Here is a 15,698-nt window from a genome sequence, read left to right as displayed (position 1 = left end):
TCGGAGGAAGAACGATCGCCGGCTCCTGACTAGCTTCCGTCCAACGATGTGGAGGAAGACGATGGCAGATGCGATGACACAAAGGACGATCGACCCGATCGCCTTGCGTCGTGCCTTCGGCACCTTCGTCACCGGGGTCACCGTCATCACTACGCGCGACGGCGACGGCAATCCGCGCGGCATGACCGCCAATTCCTTCACCTCCGTCTCGCTCGATCCGCCGCTGCTGCTGGTCTGCGTCGGCAAGTCGGCGGCGAGCTTTCCGGCCTTCAACGAGGCGCAGTCCTTCGCAGTCAATTTCCTTCATGAGGGGCAGGTCGATGTCTCGTCGGTGTTCGCTTCGAAGACGGCGGACAAGTTCCAGTCGGTGAACCATGACCGCGCCCACACCGGCGCACCGGTCCTCACCGATAGCCTGACCTGGTTCGACTGCACCGTTCACAACCGCGTCGAGGCCGGCGACCACATCATCCTGATCGGTCAGGTGCAAGCCTTCGGGACCAGTCCGTCGGCGCCGCTCGGCTTTTGCCGCGGCCGCTACGCCAGCGTGAAGGATCCTCTGCCGGCCGGTTGGCTCGCCTCTCAGGACATGATCATCGGCTATCTGGTCGAAGCGGGGACGCGCTGCTCCTTGTCGAAGACGCTATAGGGGAGCGAGCATGCCCTTCCAACGAACGTCCAGTCGGCCGTCGGCGAACTCATAGACGTCGACGTATTTGCCGACCAGTCCGCATGAGATGTCGTTCTTCTCGAGCATGATCTGCCTGGGCTCGTAGGAGAATGACAATTGCTGACCCACATAACGCTGCTCACGCTTGCACAGCACGTCACGCAGCCGATCCGGCGGCATGTTCAAGGCGCGGTGCAGATTGTCCGGCCGGGCAGGGACCTTGGCGAACTTCTCGTTGAAGTCGGCTGTGAAGGCCGGCAGGAAAACGTTGGCTTCTTCAATGTCCGAAACGCCGGCAAGGCGCAGTTCCTTCACAAGCCGATCCTGCAGCGTCCGATTGACCCGTTCGACCCGGCCTTTGGCCTGGCTGGAATTGGCACAAAGGGATCTTGATGTTGAGCTCAGACAAGGCGCGTCCGAACTGCGTCATGCCGCGGCCGGCACGAGCCTCGGCCTTCGCCACCCGAAACACCGTGTGCTTGTCGGAATAGAACGCAACCGGGCAGCCATGTGCCTTCAGATAGAACTCCAGCCGCCTCGAAATAGGAGAACGTGCTCTCCGACTTCACAAAGCGAAGTTGCTGAAGCTTGCCAGTCGCGTCGTCGATGAAGACGAGCAGGGTACATGGAGCGCCCCGCTCCTCGAACCATCGATGCTCGCTGCCGTCGATCTGAACCAATTCGCCGTAGGCTTCGCGGCGCAAACGTGGCTGGTGAAATGTCCGACGGTGCTTGCGCTGTAGCCAGATTCCCGCCTCAGCCATCCATTTGCGCAGCGTCTCGCGCGACACCGTCACACCATTGTCCTCGGCCAACTTCTCGGCCGCAAGCGTCGGCCCAAAGTCCAGGTAATGCTCGCGCACGAGCGACAGCGTTAAATCCCGAATGCCGTCGATAATCTGATGGTTCGAACGCCGGCCGCGCGCCTTGTGGCGTAGTCCCGAAGCTCCGTCGACCTGGAGTGTCTTCAAAAGCCTCTGCACCTGGCGCCTGGTCAAACCAAGCACATGTGCGGCTGCGATGGTCGTCATCCGCCGGTCAGCGACCCTCGACAGCACCTCTATGCGTTGAAGCTCGCGTTCGCTCATCAGAACCAATCCCACCAGCTGTCTCCCTCGAAAACCGCGCCTGGGAGAATGGCATCCAGCAAAGGCGAAGCGACATTCCTACTTTGCAGAAGTGGGACATTTTAACTTTGCGCCTACAGCTCGAAGTCGCATAATATGCAAACTGGGACGGCTTGTGTAACCGGCGCCGGTCGCCATCTGTTCATCGATGATTTGTGCGTGCGATAAACGGAACTAGAACCTCCTGGTCCTTAGGTTTCGTCCGACCATATGAGAGTACTCGGGAAACGGGTTGGCGGTCCGCTCGATAACAGATTGATTTGCTATACAAAAGCGTGGCCCTCAGCGACTAACATAGTTGTGGTTCTCCAACGAGTTGCGAGGCAGTTCTCCAAAATTGATTCAAGAAACCGGTCTGCGGAGTTGCTTCGCATGTATAGACCGATGGGGCAGGTTTCTGCCATGTCGGCCAACCGCGTCGATCCTCGAAAGCGGCCTCACTGATGACCACGATGATCTCGTACATGGCCGAGAGGTCTGCAATGCCGACAAGATCGTCGTGCTGAAGGTCCGGCCGCATCGAGCAGGCCCGGCACGCCGCTCTCGGTACACGGCGCGCTGAGCGGCGAGACGGTGGTTGCCGAGCGCCGCGAGGATCAGCCGCGCTTTGGCGAGACCATCACGCTGCGCTTCCAACCGACGCGGGCCGGCGTCTTCGATAGAGAAGCTAGCCGCGTTGATGGAAGGGACACAGTCTGGCAACTTGTCGATAGTCCGGCGCCGACCTAATCGTAGTTGCGCCCGAACTGCAGACTTCTCGGTAAACGACACGGCCGCGCGTGTCACCGTTCGGACGGATGATCTCGGGGTAGCGCTCACTCTGCCAAGAACTTGCTCAGCACGTTGGTGGTCAATCTCGCGATATCGTTGTCATAGTTGTTTGTCCCCAAGCTGCCTGCCCAGCAGATAGAGCCTGTCGAGAATACCTTGCCCCCTCCGGGATGTTCAACAAGAACCACGTCGGCACGAACGTGCGGGTTTTTGGAACCCTGCTGATTTGGTGCAACTTCTGTGACGCTCTCGAGGCTGGGGAAGAACAGATCGTTATGTTTGGATGACATCAACACGACCGTGCTGTCGGGCGTCCCGCGCGCTGGATCTGCGTGATCGAGCTCATCGCCGGCCGCGCCACCCAACAAATAACCGTGCTCGCCCACCGTTTCGCTCGCAATACCCTCGAAAGCCCACGCCACCGCTTCGGCATAGCTTTCCGCCGTGCGGGTGAAGCCCGAGGCGGGTCCCCATCCGGCGGCCGCCATGCCTACCCCAAGGAAAGGATTTTGGTCACGGCCGCGGTGCCTGTAGGCGCCGCCCATCTCGCCGGTCGAACTGTGATAAAGCTCAGCGGCATGGGAGGTCCAGTTGCGCTGGGCCGCATAGCCCCGCCGCACCTCGACGGCGGTGCGCAGCTTGTTAACGTAACTCGTGACCCAGAAAAATCCGTTGGCCCCGAGATACATCAGCTTGCCGCCGCCCGTGACGTAATCTTCGAAAGCGTCGAATTCGGCCGCAGTGGGGTATTCCGGATGGCTCCCGGTGAGGACCACGTCATAGTTGTCGAGCAGGCTTTTGCCCAAACTGTCGACGTCCTCATCGGTCGCCACGTCGAATTCGATGCCGATGCTGTCCAGCCAACCGGTGATGAAGAAGTCGCCGGAGAAATGTCTTGGACCCCCGGCCAGCCAGTTGATGTAGTTCGGCTGCATGTTGGTCAGGGGGCGCAACCGCGAAGAATAAATCACCCCGCTATCGTCCGAATGCCGATCGTACAGCGATCTGCCGAGTGAAGGCATCTGCTGAAGAATGGTTTCCGCCTTGTCCAGCACGATCGGAAAACTCATCATCTTTTGATGAGCAATTCCGCGCTCGCCCTCCCAAAGATGCTCGTTGCCATAGGCCAGGTAGGTGTTCGTCGGAGCGACGAACAGGACCCGTTTCCTGACCGCGCCCGGGCGAACATAGAAGGGAATATAGTAGCTGGTTTCACCGTGGTTCAGGCGAACGGCATATATCCCGCTTTCGGCGGGAGCTTCGACCTCGAAGTCCGTTCTCCATTGCGCGTCATCGAGATCGTCATCATGCAGATGCAAGGCATTCCACTGCGCCGGGTCGTCGGTCCAGCGGATGGTTTTCTTATCCCATGCAGGACCGAGAACCGCTCGAGCCGGCCGGTTGAGTAGCCGTCCGTGCCGCCCGGCCCCAGAGACGTCCACCGCGATGTCGCTGTCCATTTGCCTGGAGAAGTCCCATTGCAAGATAGGCTGCTTCGGCGACGCACCAAATACAGTGACGTCGGATACGCATCCGTTGAAGCAGTCCGTTGCACGCCCGTCTTCGGCATGCGACGCGCCGACACGAAAACCTGCAGCAGATCCTTCTGCTACGATGACCGGCGTGGACCAGCAGTGCGTGCCGGTCTGTTCCTCCGCGATCAGGCGCAGTTCCGCTTCGCCGGGGTTGTAGACAGCCTTCAAGAACACCCAACGCCCCTTGAGCAGCGGATCGGGTGAGGACACCGTCGTGACCGCGCCGTTCGTGGATCGCAGATACAGCGCCGGCCGGCCGGTCCGATCGAGTTCAAGCATCAACCGAGTGACAGAGCTATCGTCCGAGAGGCTGAACAGCGTCTGGCAAAGACGACCTGGGGCGGTCGGTTTCACCAACAGGCTGACCCGGACCCCCGTGGCGAAATCGACCTTTGGCAAGGTAACATCGACGAACGATCCCGGATGAAGTGCCTGCACCCGGCCGATGTGCTGACCATTGCTGTTGCACGACACTGGTTCTTCGGCAACCGAGAGACCGGCGGCACCTTCTTTCATGCCTTTCAGGCGCACCAGTTGCGATCTGTAGAGGCCGGCAGCGCTGACTTTGACTTCGACATGGTCGCCAGCATCGACGGAAAATTTATCGGCATAGCCGATCAGCATCTTGATCTTCTCCCAATGTGGTCACGGCAGGCGGGCGGCCCAGTCTAGCGCGACGACGAAGATCCACTCCTGGCAATGAGCGCGTCCGCTATGACCGCGGCTATGAGCACGCCGCCTTGCACCACCAAGCGCAACTGGGTGCTGGCGTTGATCAGGAACATGCCGTTTGCTATCGAGCCGATGACGAGGGCGCCAAGAATAGCTGCCCAGACGCTGCCGCGACCGCCAAAAAGGCTCGTCCCGCCGATGACCGCCGCCGCAATTGCCTCCAGCAAGAGACTTTGGTCAGCGGATGCCGGGGAGACGCCCAGCACCCGGGCAGCAGCCACGACTCCGCCGAGCGCCGTCAACATCCCAAGAATTGAAAAAGCCGCCATCTTCATCCAGTTCACGGGTATGCCGGCGCGGCGTGCCGCCTCGCGGTTGCCGCCGATGGCATATAGCCAAATGCCGAATGGAGTTTGGGTGGTGGCGTAGGACAAGATAGCGATCAGGCCCGCAAGAACGGCAACGGTCAGAGGCACGCCTCGATAAGCATTGAAAATGGCGACAACCGCCAGACTGGCAAAAATGATGGCGACGCCAATGGCTATGGAGCGCATCAGATTCGATGGCAAACCGTAGGCCACTCTTTGGCGGTGATCGTTCCATCGCATGGCAAGGCCTATCAGCCCGACGGCCGCGGGCAAGGCATAGCTGACGGTCGTTGGCAGGCGGTACGCGGCCAGGAACTGCAAATCGGTCCCGGCGAGAGGAACAAGGCCGCTTTCTGCCGGAAGCAAAATCAGCAGGACACCTTGCAGCATGAGCGAGAAGCCGAGTGTGACGATGAAGGCCGGTGCGCCGCTATAGACGATCATCGAACCCTGCAGCAAACCGTAGAGGCCGCCGACGGTAATCGCGATGATCAGCGCGATCGACAGGCCGACGTCCATGTTGACGACGAGCACGCCGACAATGCCGGCGCACACCGCCGCGAGACCGGCAACCGAAAGATCGATCTCGGCAACGACAAGTACGAGGACAAGCCCGAGTGCCACGATGCTTGTGGTCGCGATCTGATCGGCAAGGTTGGTCAGGTTGCGCGCCGAAAGAAACACCGGAGATTGCGAGGCAAAGATCGCCCAGATGAGAGCCAGCGACAGCAGGACCGGTACGACACGCCATTTTGTCGATAGCGCTTCAAGCAGGTTCTGCCTGAAACTGATTTTCGCAGGCGCCGGTGTGGCAGAAACTTGTTGTCTCGTGGTGTTCATAGCCTGCATCCCTTCAATGGTCCGTGCCGGTTATGGCTGCGACCAGGCTGCTCCTCGTCCATTCCGCCACTGGCCGCTCGGCGGCTTTGCGCCCCAGGCGCAGGACGACGATCCTATCGGCAATGTCCAACACATCGCCCAGATCGTGAGAGACGAGGATCACGCCCAGACCCTGCTCGCGAAGGCGCGCGATCAGTGCCATCACCTCCGCCCGCTGCGCCACGCCAAGTGCGGCGGTAGGCTCGTCGAGCAGGATCACTCGCGGTTTCGACAGAACCGCGCGCGCGATGGCCACAGACTGGCGCTGGCCGCCAGAAAGCCGTCCCACGGAGACACTGTAGTCCCTGATCTTCACGTTGAGACTGGACAGGGCCGCATGGGCCCGAGATTCCATCAGCGGTCGCGAGAGCTTTGCACCCCGAAGCAGCCCTGAATGCATTTCCCTTCCCAGGAAAAGGTTCTGAACGGTATCAAGATTGTCGCAAAGCGCGAGGTCCTGATAGACCGTCTGAATGCCCAGCTCCGCCGCATCCTGCGGCTTCCTCAGCGATACCTCTTGCCCGTTGAACAGAATCCTGCCCTCGTCGGCGGAAACGATCCCGCTGATGATCTTGACGAGGGTCGACTTTCCGGCGCCGTTGTCTCCGGCCAGCGCCACGACCTCTCCCTCTCGGACGTCGAAATCGACGCCCGAAAGGGCGGTGATGCCGCCATAGTGCTTCCCAATTCCCGCCAGGGACAGGATTGGAGCGTCGTCGTTCATGGCGACCATCTTGTTGTTACCGCTTCTCTGCATCAGCCGCGACAGAAGGCGGAGTCGGCGGCCACGCCTTTGGCGCAGATCTGTTCCTTGGTATAAAGACCGGTGTCGACCACCGATTTCTGGATGTTATCCTTGGTGATGACGCTATTTGGCGCGTCCACCTCGGGAATGCCTCCCTTGTAGCCGTTGTCGAACGTGGTTGCGACGAGATCAGCCGGTATCTTGTCGCCCTTCATCGCGTGCACGGCCAACTGGACGGCCAGCTTGTTCATCGCGACATAGTCCACAGTCATGTCCATCTCCTGCAGGCCGGCAGCAACGCGCTGCACTCCGGCAAGAGTCGCGTCGTACCCGCCAAACAGCTTGATCCCCTTGAGCCCGGCGGCTTCCACCGCAGCCAGCGCCGCACCGCCGGTGTCGTCATTCATCGAGAAGATCGCATCGACGCCATTGTGGGTCTTGGTCAGGCACTGATCCATTGCAGTCTGAGCATTGGCCGGGAGCCAAAGCAGCGCATCCGCCTGACAAACGACCTCCAATTTGCCGGCCTTGATCAGCGGATCGAGATATTCGCCAATGCCCTTCACCTGGTCGCCGTAGAAGGGAAACTTGGGGTCGCCGTAAATCTTCGCCAGCCGGACAGGCTTGCCGGTCTTGGCGTTCATCTCTTCGATTACCTTGGCCGCCGCCTGCGCCTGCTTCTGGCCGATTTCAACGAACGGTGCGGTCAGGTAGGCGTAGGCGGGCCCGCCGGTGCAAGCGTGAATGGTGCATATGAGCGGGATCCCGGCTTGCTCGGCAAGGGCCAACGTGCCCGCGGTCTGCATTGGGTCGACGGCAACCATGACGATCGCTTTGGCATCGTTGGCGATAGCGGCCTGAACCTGCGAGGTCTGTTGCTGCACGTTGTTTTCGGAGTTGAGAATCTCGACTGTCATGTTCGGCACCAGTTCCTTGGCGGCCTTCAAGAAGGCCGGCTTGTCGAACTGCTCGAAGCGGACTGTCGTGAAGTCCGGCAGGATAAAGTAGATCTTGCCGGTAAGATCTTCTGCGGCGGCGGCAGGCGTGAGTGCCATGCATGCCGCGAACCCGCACATCAGCGCTGGCATGCGAATTTTCCCAACGAATTTCCTAAGCATTACGAGATCCTTCCATTTTCGCTGTTCTCTCTCTGGTCCGCCGCATCATCCGAGTTTCGGAACATCACAGGGCTTGGAGCATGGCTTCGGCCGTGCTCCGTCATTTTGGGAGATTGCTGTTTTGAAAGTTCCGGCCTCCGCCCTGGACGCGCTCCCATCGCCTTACGCATCGATATCGGCCGTTTCTGCGACGGTCTCCGGTGAATGCGTGTAAACGTTTTCAAAATGGCGCGCTGGAGCGACGGTGTCAAGCGCAAAGAGGTTGGAGTGTTTCAGGCCATGTAGGCTTCGTCCGCGAGACGACATAGCGGTCGGCGAACGACCATCGCACGTGTGCTGCAGCGCTGACTGGCGTATCAGTGTGCTGCGTCCGGCGGATCAGCCGGCTCGCGTATCAACCGTCCATCCGATCACGGCTTGCGCAATAACGTCCGCAACGTCGGCATGGCTCGCATCGTTGATGAGATCGTGATGGGTATTGGCGAACAGGTGATGCCTTGCGCCTGGAATTCGTGACGCCCAGCGCCGCGCGAGATCAGGAGGGCAAAACATGTCATTTTCCCCGCTGATCATGAGCGCGGGAAGGCTGAGTTCAAGCAATCCGGCCTGTATCTGCTCACAGACCGGCGCCGACAGGACGCTTCTTAGATGGACGAAGGCCATCGTTGCATCGAACTTGAGCGGGTCGAATTCCAGTTCGTCTAGATAGAAGGGGTCAAGCGACATCACGCCTTGCTCAGCCTGGCGCTCTTGCTCTTGGCTGATCCCCTCGACAGGCATGCCGCCGAGCACCACCCCACGGAAGGGGCCAGCGCCGGCAATGACCACCGCAGCTGCCGTCATCGCGCCCATCGAATGTCCGACCAGCACCATTGGAAGCCCGGGGTCTTCCCGCTGCGCTATCCCTGTCAGGCGCTCGGCATTCGTTCTCAGATCGGCCATGGAGCCGGGATTGCCCCGCTCGCCATCCGAGAGCCCGTGTCCAATTGCATCAAGCGCCCAGACGCCGATTCCCTGTGCATTCAAGGAGTTCGCGAAGCGATGGTAGAGGCCGCTATGTTCGCCATATCCATGCAGAAAGACGATCTGCGCAGTGGGCTTCAGCGGAGCCCAGTGGCGGTAGTAGACCTGTCCGGAAGCGCCCTCAAACCTTGGCATCGACCACCTGTGGCGGGTTACTTCGTTTTCGGGACAAGCCCGTTGAGGATCATGTCCATAGGAATGTCTGCGCTTGGATAGCCGCCGACAAGGATCACATTGGCATGCACGCGATAGTCGCCCGTCTGGACAAACAGCTTGCACCGATCGCGAAGGTCGTAATAATCCGGGATGTAAGGCACTTCGTAGATGTGTTTCTCATCGAAGAGCTTGGACAGCATGGCGAAGCCATCAGGATTTGCGCCACGCATGTCCTTGGTGACGATGCAGGCCTCGATGTCGCCGACGTCGCAGATCACGGGGACGAGATCGTCGATCGACGGCACGCCGGTAACGACTTCCAGGTCGAGGATCTCCACATCAGGCGCCAACGAACGCAGCGCCTTGGCTGACGTGCCACTGCCGGCATCGGCAATGAATATCAACTCGCCATGGCGCAAGTCGGCCAGCGCCGCTGCCAACCTTTGGTTCAGTATTCTCGGCCTCAGAAGCTTCGTGGTCATCGTGCGTTCTCGCGGGTTCGATCGTCGGCGGCGACTGAAATCGTTTACACAAAAATTCGGTTTTGTCGATATCTTTGGCAGGAACTCTTATAACTCGGCAGGCGGAATTCTGAGGCATGGCCTGCTTGAACAAAGTAGCGGGAGGACGTCTTTCCAGGCGCGATTGCGAACTGATCGATTTTACGTGCAAGATGCCGTCGATTCTGGCGATCTTGCCGGCTCAACGCTATGACATGGTCACGGTGTGTCGCATCGCCCGCAACTCTGATGGATTGTCATGAGAACTGCAAAGAATGAAGATCTCACCGGACCAGGCGCCCACGGCGGCCAATGGCAGGCCGTCTATGAGGGGCTTCAAAAGGGCATTATCTCCGGAAAGTATCGTTCCGGCGTGCGGCTCATCGAAGACGACATTATTGAAGCCACCAGGGCAACCCGCCATGCAGTCCGCAAGGCATTCGACGAACTTGTTCGCCTCGGCCTCGCCGTTCGCTACCCGCATCGCGGCGTGCAGGTGCGGAGCTTCAGAGAATCCGAGATCTGGCAAATCTACGAAGTCCGTGAGTGCCTCGAGTTGAAGGCAATAAGCTACTATACCGAGCCGGCGGCAAAGGAGCTCGTGCGAAAATTGAAGGCCATTGTCTCGGATCACGAGAGGGCGATCGCGAACAACGATCTTGCTGAAATGTATCTGCAGAACAATCTTTTGCACGAGGCTATATATCAACGGTGCGAGAACGAGTTCCTACTCGACGCCATTAAGCATCATTCACTTCTCTCTCACCTGATTCATACCAATTCGGTGCAAAGCAAGGATTTGCGCTCCAAAGGCGCCAGGGATCACTTGACTATGATTCAAGCGATAGAGAAGGGCGACCAGAAAACCCTGGCTCGAACGCTTCGAAACCATATCCGGACCTTCCGGGACTATTACCTTAAGCACCTGACCTCTTAAGGCGCGTCGCGCTGAAACGAATCCGGGCGACGCACTTCAGGTCCTCATGTCGCTCGCCAAGAGCGGCCGCGCAATTGCAGGCGCCGCGCCACAAGGAGCATGCCGGCAGGCCGGCCTTGGTTTGTCGATTGACATTATCGATAAAACCGTAGGATAATATTATCGATAAAGGGGGAGCGCGAAATGCAATACGGCGCGGACAACCGCATCATCAACGGCACGATCGCGGCGGCTCTGGCCACGCTCCGCCATGGTGAGGTGATCTTCATTGCCGACGCGGGCGGCGTCATCGCTTCCTCCGTGCAGGTGCCGATCGTGGACCTTGGAATTGCCCCAGGTCTGGTCTCGATCGAGCAGCTGCTGCCGCTGCTGCGCGACAATGGTGACATCGAGCGGGCGATCGTTGCCGAGCCGATGGAGGCGCAGAGTCCCCAGAAATACAAATTCGTCGTCGACACTTTCGGGATGGAGCGGGTCACTACCGTTCCATACCGGCCCTCGATGTATGCGATCCGCAACGCCAGCAAGTTGATCATTCGCACAGGAGATTACAGCGTCCACGGCAATATCGCCCTGGTCGGAGGCTATGCTAGCGCCGACGTCAAGTTCATTCGGAACACGGAAGTCGGGGACATCAGGATACTGCCGGACTGACATGACACACGGCCGATGCTCTCGAGCGTCGGCTCTCCAGTCGAGTGACCCGTTCGGGTCAAAATTTGCCGAAGGGCCGTCCAGATGCCGTTCTTCGAAACCGCACATGGAAAAAGCTACTACCGGCGCTGGGATGCGCGGAAGCCGGTCGGCGGTGTCGTGTTTCTCCATGGTTTTGGCGAGCACAGCGGGCATTACCACCGCCTTGCGGGAGCCTTCAATGCCAGTGGCCTCGCCATGTGGGCGCTTGATCAGCAAGGACACGGCCTTTCCTATGGCAAACGTGGCGCGGTGGCGTCGATGGATCCCCTCGTCGACAATGCCGAGCGTCTAATCTCGATCGCGGCCAGCGAGGCTCCCGGCCTGCCGCTGGTTCTCGCCGGCCATTCTCTCGGCGGCATTGCCGCTGCGCTGTTGATCGCTCGCGGCGATCGCCGGTGCCTGGGGCTGGCCGTCACGGGCACGCTGATCCGGCCGGAGACCGTTGCCATACCCGCGGCGCCGGAAGTCACCCTCGACCCATTCTATTTAGACATGCTGGCGACCGATCCTTTCGCCTTCAGCGTAACGCCAAAAAGCACGGCGGCCCGGCGGGCGGCCATGCACAAGGCGCGCGGGGAGTTGGCCGCGACTCTCCCCAAAGTCGACCTTCCCGTGCTGCTGATCAATGGCGACCAGGATGTTATTGCCCCCGCCAGGTATGCCCTTGCCGTCCGCTCGCAACTCAAGAACGCCACGGTGCTCATCGTGAAAGACGGCTTCCACGACATTATCAACGACGTGCCCCACTTCGCCGTCGAGAGGCGCCTCGTCGCCTTCGCGAAGGCCGCGATTCGGCCGAGGCCGGTAGAAGGAAAGGCCTCTTTCAAGGTTTGGTAAGGCGCGGCTTGCAGGCCGCCAGCAAAAAAAGGGAGCAGCAAATGGGTGGATTTCGAAACGAACTGCATTCGCTCGCCGCCTTGGTCGCAGGCTTGATAGGGATGGCGATGTCGGCCGGAACCGCGCAGGCCACAGATACCGTGACCATCGCGACATCGATCGAAACACTCGACGCTTTCGTGCCACAGTTCGGCTCGCAGGTCGGCATCTTCGCCAAGCATGAACTCGACATCAACTACGTCAAGGGCGCCAACGGGTCAGCCATGGTAGCCGCGGTGGTTGGAGGCTCGGCCGACATCACGCATGTCGGCGCGGCCCTGATCTTTCCGGCCATCCAAAAGGGTGCGGCGTTGACGGTCCTGTTGGGCAATTATGACATCGATTACACCTTCATCGCGCGCAAGGACGCCGGAGTCGACGTCAAGAAGGGCTATCCGGCTTTCCTAAACGATCTCAAGGGCAAGCTGATCGGCGTTGCCGGTCGCGGGGGCGCAACCGAGCTCTACGTGCGCAAGATGTTCACCGACGCGGGCATGAATCCTGACAAGGACATAACCTTCATCGCGATCGGCACTGGCTATGGCGCGGCGGGCGCCTTCACCAACCGCCAGGTCGATGCGATGGCCAGCATTCCGCCGAGCTCGACGTTGATCGGTCCGGACAATCTCGATGTGCTGGTCGATCTCAATGCCACGCGCAACAAGGTGTTCGATCCCGAGTATCTCTTCACGGTTTTCACCGCCAATTCGGATTTCATCAAAAACCGCCCGCAGGTTGCCCAGAATTTCTGCAAGGCGGTCATCGAGACGATCAGCTACATGAAAGACCCTGCGAACGAACAGAAACTGGTCGATTTCACCGCAAAGACGCTCAAGCTCGATGTGGACAAGGCCAAGGCGTTGATCGACGTCTACAAATCGGGCTTCAATGCCAAGCTCACCAAGGAGCGCTGGGAAGGCATGAAGAAATATGCCGCTTTTGTTCCAGACTGGACGACAAACGCGTATGAGCCCTGCGCGAGCCTGACTTCGGGCTGAGGTGGCCGAGTTGGTCGCCGCGGCAGGTTCATCGGGCTTAAAAGGGAAGGCCGGTCGGCCTTCCCACCGGAATGTCGCGCGGCTCAAGCGACTTGCTGGACAAATCGGCGTCGGAATAGCCTTTCTGGCGTTGTGGCAACTCGTCTACATGTCCGGCGTCGTCAAGCCGCTGATTTCGCGAAGTCCCGGGCAGGTGTTCTGGTTTTTCATCCAGATAGCCACCGATGGCACGTTGCTGCCAGCGCTCTATTCCACGGTCGAGGCGACAGTGGTCGCTTTCGTGCTGGCCTCATTCGTTGGAGTTGTCATCGGCATCGGCCTTGGTCTGTTCCCCAGGGTGGAGGAACTGCTGGAGCCCTATATCAGTGCGTTCAACGCCATGCCGCGGATCGCCTTCGCGCCGGTCTTCATATTGCTTTTCGGCGTCAGCCAAGCCGCCAAGATCGCGCTTGCCTTCAGCGTCGTGGTTTTCATCCTGATGGTCAACGCGCGCGCCGGTATTCGCACCGTCGATCGCGATATCAGGCTGATGGTGACGGTCATGAATATTTCCAAGCGTGATATGTTCATGAAAATCCTGCTGCCGAGTGCTGTGCCGTCCATTTTCGCCGGATTGCGCCTTGGCATCATCTATTCGCTTCTTGGCGTCGTAACCTCCGAGATATTGGCGTCGCGGGTAGGGCTCGGCCAGCTCATTGCGGGATATGCCGGCACTTTTCAGCTCGAAGGGGTCTACGCCGTCTGCATTGTGCTGGCGGTGATCGCTTCGTTGCTCAACGCCGGGATGGCTCTGCTCGAACGCTATCTGCTCGGTGCGCGAGCGCTCTAAACCGCGAGGACGAAGGACGATGGCACTAAGCATATCGCCTGCCGCGGGAACCGATGGTGTCGCCGCCAGGATTTCCGACGTCGTCATGGAGTTCCAGACCACGTCGGGACCAGTGCGCGGGCTGGATGATGTGTCATTGGAACTGCGAGAGGGGGAGTTCCTGGTTCTTGTCGGACGTAGCGGTTCCGGCAAGACCACTGCGCTCAATGTCCTGGCCGGGCTCCACACTGCAACGATCGGCGAGGTGAGCGTACTTGGCCAACCGCCCGTCGCCACGCGTCCACAGCTCGGCTACATGTTCGCGCGCGACGCTTTACTGCCATGGCGAACCGCACTCAAGAACGTAGAGTTCGGGCTGGAAGTGCGCGGTTTCGCAAAAAGCGAAAGACGGGCCTTGGCCCGAGACTATCTGGACCTCGTCAGTTTGAAGCGCTTTGCCGATAATTATCCAAGTCAGCTCTCCCAGGGCCAGCGGCAGCGTGTGGCGCTCGCTCGCACCTGGGCGCCTTCGCCGAAGATACTCTTGATGGACGAGCCTTTTTCGGCGCTCGACGCACAGACGCGTGAATCGCTTCACGAGGAGTTCTTGCGCATGTGGGTCGCCGACAAGAAGAGCGTTGTCTTCGTCACTCACGATCTGAACGAGGCGATCACCTTGGCCGACCGTATCCTTGTCTTCAAAGACGGCAGGATCGCCAAGGAATTCTCGATCCCTTTCGCTCGACCTCGGGACCTCGTCGATATCACCGCGGACCGGACGGCACGCGAGATCTATCATGAGATCAGGCAACTGCTTTATCAGCACTAGCCGGCCGATAGCCGTCCCGGGGTGGGCGGCATGCACTGGCCAGCAGCTAACCCGGTGGATGCGTGCCTCCTGTAAACGTTTACACCATTGGCGGATTGAGTCAATACGGACTCTCTTCCGAGACCCCATTTCCGGATTGCCAGTGGTCGACCGTTCGGACCAAGCGCGCCCGCGCTAAAACGAGTTCAGTCGAGGCGCATTAAGATTGTCGATTCCGGGATGCATGTGCTCGTCCGGTACCGGTGCACCCTTTCTCGGCGGCAGGCATCTCGGGCCACGGGGACGGTGGTCAGCTTAGGGGCAGGGCGCCGAAGCCGAGCAGGTTGCTTGCATCGCGCAGGTCTGGGAGCGTTACGATACCTTCCGGAAAGGCGATTGGGGAGGGCCCGCCTCGAATTCCGAGGAACGCGATCCCCAGCTCACAGGCAGCGGAACATTCCGTGGTTGAATCGCCGACCGCCACCACGGTTTCGCGCTCTAGCCCCATGTGCAAGATCCGCGCAAAGGCCTCGCCTTTCTTCGTCGGCGCGCCGATGACCAGCTCGAAATAGCGATCAAGGGCTCGCAGACGGATGACCTCGATCAGTTCTTGCTGCGGGGTTCCGGAAACGACGAAAAGCCTGGAACGACCGGACCCGTTTTCAAGCAGTTCTCGCGCGCCGGGAATGAAAGGCGCGACGAGGATTTTCTCAAAAACGATTTCGGTGAACCTCTTCGACAGCAGCGCCAAACGCTCCTCGGTCGGGGCGCGACCCAATATCTGTCTGTCGAAATGGTCGAACTTCTCCCGGCGTGAAATACCGCCATGCAGCCTTTGGTAGCGGAGGATTGGTTCCCTCCACTGCTGCCCATAGCCGGAATAGATTTCAGCGAATGCCTCTGCTTTGATCTCGGCAGAGTCAAGGATGACGCCATCGAAATCGAATATGATCGCGGCGGGTCTAGAGGGAAGAAGCGGCTTATGGGACATGAGAGTGCCTGTGTACCCAC

Annotated in this window: 14 protein-coding genes and 1 pseudogene; 7 read left to right on the top strand and 8 right to left on the bottom strand. The window is 59.6% G+C overall.

Annotation, left to right across the window (positions count from 1 at the left end; translation table 11 throughout):
* Positions 1 to 46: 46 nt before the first annotated feature.
* Positions 47 to 649 (top strand): flavin reductase family protein, encoded by a 603-nt coding sequence (locus CK222_RS29490; protein ID WP_348628820.1) that lies wholly within the window; start codon positions 47 to 49, stop codon positions 647 to 649.
* Here the strand turns inward: CK222_RS29490 and CK222_RS29485 are convergent.
* From CK222_RS29485 to CK222_RS29450, 7 genes and pseudogenes are all read right to left on the bottom strand, one after another.
* Positions 619 to 1,773, bottom strand: a pseudogene (locus CK222_RS29485) (ISNCY family transposase); the annotation flags it as partial. The gene CK222_RS29490 and the pseudogene CK222_RS29485 overlap by 31 nt on opposite strands.
* Before the next feature lie 839 nt (positions 1,774 to 2,612).
* On the bottom strand, positions 2,613 to 4,727 hold the full coding sequence (locus tag CK222_RS29475) for a N,N-dimethylformamidase beta subunit family domain-containing protein (RefSeq protein WP_095802737.1): 2,115 nt from the start codon (positions 4,725 to 4,727) through the stop codon (positions 2,613 to 2,615).
* A gap of 44 nt (positions 4,728 to 4,771) precedes the next feature.
* On the bottom strand, positions 4,772 to 5,983 hold the full coding sequence (locus CK222_RS29470) for an ABC transporter permease (RefSeq protein ID WP_210201956.1): 1,212 nt from the start codon (positions 5,981 to 5,983) through the stop codon (positions 4,772 to 4,774).
* A gap of 13 nt (positions 5,984 to 5,996) precedes the next feature.
* Positions 5,997 to 6,746, bottom strand: coding sequence for an ATP-binding cassette domain-containing protein (locus CK222_RS29465; RefSeq protein WP_210201955.1), 750 nt, complete (start codon positions 6,744 to 6,746; stop codon positions 5,997 to 5,999).
* A 32-nt stretch (positions 6,747 to 6,778) separates the two neighbouring features.
* The gene (locus CK222_RS29460) at positions 6,779 to 7,822 is read right to left on the bottom strand and encodes a substrate-binding domain-containing protein (RefSeq protein ID WP_176477781.1); all 1,044 of its coding nucleotides are present in this window, start codon (positions 7,820 to 7,822) and stop codon (positions 6,779 to 6,781) included.
* A gap of 441 nt (positions 7,823 to 8,263) precedes the next feature.
* The gene (locus tag CK222_RS29455; protein WP_095802734.1) at positions 8,264 to 9,043 is read right to left on the bottom strand and encodes an alpha/beta fold hydrolase; all 780 of its coding nucleotides are present in this window, start codon (positions 9,041 to 9,043) and stop codon (positions 8,264 to 8,266) included.
* Between the two features lie 17 nt (positions 9,044 to 9,060).
* Positions 9,061 to 9,546 carry an RbsD/FucU domain-containing protein gene (locus CK222_RS29450; protein WP_210201954.1) on the bottom strand — a complete coding sequence of 162 codons (486 nt, stop codon included), beginning with the start codon at positions 9,544 to 9,546 and terminating at the stop codon, positions 9,061 to 9,063.
* Between the two features lie 277 nt (positions 9,547 to 9,823).
* Between CK222_RS29450 and CK222_RS29445 the strand changes: the two genes are divergently transcribed.
* The 6 genes from CK222_RS29445 to CK222_RS29420 all read left to right on the top strand — a co-directional run bounded on the left by CK222_RS29445 (position 9,824) and on the right by CK222_RS29420 (position 14,708).
* Positions 9,824 to 10,501, top strand: coding sequence for a GntR family transcriptional regulator (locus CK222_RS29445; protein WP_095802733.1), 678 nt, complete (start codon positions 9,824 to 9,826; stop codon positions 10,499 to 10,501).
* A gap of 183 nt (positions 10,502 to 10,684) precedes the next feature.
* Positions 10,685 to 11,155 carry an RbsD/FucU domain-containing protein gene (locus tag CK222_RS29440; protein ID WP_095802732.1) on the top strand — a complete coding sequence of 157 codons (471 nt, stop codon included), beginning with the start codon at positions 10,685 to 10,687 and terminating at the stop codon, positions 11,153 to 11,155.
* A gap of 84 nt (positions 11,156 to 11,239) precedes the next feature.
* Positions 11,240 to 12,034 (top strand): alpha/beta hydrolase, encoded by a 795-nt coding sequence (locus tag CK222_RS29435; RefSeq protein ID WP_095802731.1) that lies wholly within the window; start codon positions 11,240 to 11,242, stop codon positions 12,032 to 12,034.
* Positions 12,035 to 12,075: 41 nt separating this feature from the next.
* Positions 12,076 to 13,071 (top strand): ABC transporter substrate-binding protein, encoded by a 996-nt coding sequence (locus CK222_RS29430; protein ID WP_095802730.1) that lies wholly within the window; start codon positions 12,076 to 12,078, stop codon positions 13,069 to 13,071.
* A gap of 10 nt (positions 13,072 to 13,081) precedes the next feature.
* On the top strand, positions 13,082 to 13,900 hold the full coding sequence (locus CK222_RS29425; protein WP_210201953.1) for an ABC transporter permease: 819 nt from the start codon (positions 13,082 to 13,084) through the stop codon (positions 13,898 to 13,900).
* Positions 13,901 to 13,985: 85 nt separating this feature from the next.
* A complete protein-coding gene (locus CK222_RS29420; RefSeq protein WP_176477780.1) occupies positions 13,986 to 14,708 on the top strand; it encodes an ABC transporter ATP-binding protein in 723 nt (240 codons plus the stop codon).
* A 289-nt stretch (positions 14,709 to 14,997) separates the two neighbouring features.
* On the opposite strand, the gene CK222_RS29415 is transcribed toward CK222_RS29420, so the two are convergent.
* Positions 14,998 to 15,678 (bottom strand): HAD hydrolase-like protein, encoded by a 681-nt coding sequence (locus CK222_RS29415; protein ID WP_176477779.1) that lies wholly within the window; start codon positions 15,676 to 15,678, stop codon positions 14,998 to 15,000.
* Between the last annotated feature and the right edge of the window lie 20 nt (positions 15,679 to 15,698).

Source organism: Mesorhizobium sp. WSM3866 (assembly GCF_002294795.1).
In the GTDB taxonomy this organism is placed as follows: domain Bacteria; phylum Pseudomonadota; class Alphaproteobacteria; order Rhizobiales; family Rhizobiaceae; genus Mesorhizobium.
Note: the sequence above shows the minus strand (reverse complement) of the source record. Positions and strands in the feature narration are given on the sequence as shown.

What these genes read in the sequence shown, in the direction of transcription:
- CK222_RS29460 (WP_176477781.1), bottom strand. Translation starts at nt 7,822, where the DNA reads ATGGCACTCACGCCTGCCGCCGCCGCAGAAGATCTTACCGGCAAGATC.
- CK222_RS29435 (WP_095802731.1), top strand. Translation starts at nt 11,240, where the DNA reads ATGCCGTTCTTCGAAACCGCACATGGAAAAAGCTACTACCGGCGCTGG.
- CK222_RS29475 (WP_095802737.1), bottom strand. Translation starts at nt 4,727, where the DNA reads ATGCTGATCGGCTATGCCGATAAATTTTCCGTCGATGCTGGCGACCAT.
- CK222_RS29465 (WP_210201955.1), bottom strand. Translation starts at nt 6,746, where the DNA reads ATGAACGACGACGCTCCAATCCTGTCCCTGGCGGGAATTGGGAAGCAC.
- CK222_RS29490 (WP_348628820.1), top strand. Translation starts at nt 47, where the DNA reads ATGTGGAGGAAGACGATGGCAGATGCGATGACACAAAGGACGATCGAC.
- CK222_RS29440 (WP_095802732.1), top strand. Translation starts at nt 10,685, where the DNA reads ATGCAATACGGCGCGGACAACCGCATCATCAACGGCACGATCGCGGCG.
- CK222_RS29420 (WP_176477780.1), top strand. Translation starts at nt 13,986, where the DNA reads ATGGAGTTCCAGACCACGTCGGGACCAGTGCGCGGGCTGGATGATGTG.
- CK222_RS29415 (WP_176477779.1), bottom strand. Translation starts at nt 15,678, where the DNA reads ATGTCCCATAAGCCGCTTCTTCCCTCTAGACCCGCCGCGATCATATTC.
- CK222_RS29470 (WP_210201956.1), bottom strand. Translation starts at nt 5,983, where the DNA reads ATGAACACCACGAGACAACAAGTTTCTGCCACACCGGCGCCTGCGAAA.
- CK222_RS29430 (WP_095802730.1), top strand. Translation starts at nt 12,076, where the DNA reads ATGGGTGGATTTCGAAACGAACTGCATTCGCTCGCCGCCTTGGTCGCA.
- CK222_RS29450 (WP_210201954.1), bottom strand. Translation starts at nt 9,546, where the DNA reads ATGACCACGAAGCTTCTGAGGCCGAGAATACTGAACCAAAGGTTGGCA.
- CK222_RS29455 (WP_095802734.1), bottom strand. Translation starts at nt 9,043, where the DNA reads ATGCCAAGGTTTGAGGGCGCTTCCGGACAGGTCTACTACCGCCACTGG.
- CK222_RS29445 (WP_095802733.1), top strand. Translation starts at nt 9,824, where the DNA reads ATGAGAACTGCAAAGAATGAAGATCTCACCGGACCAGGCGCCCACGGC.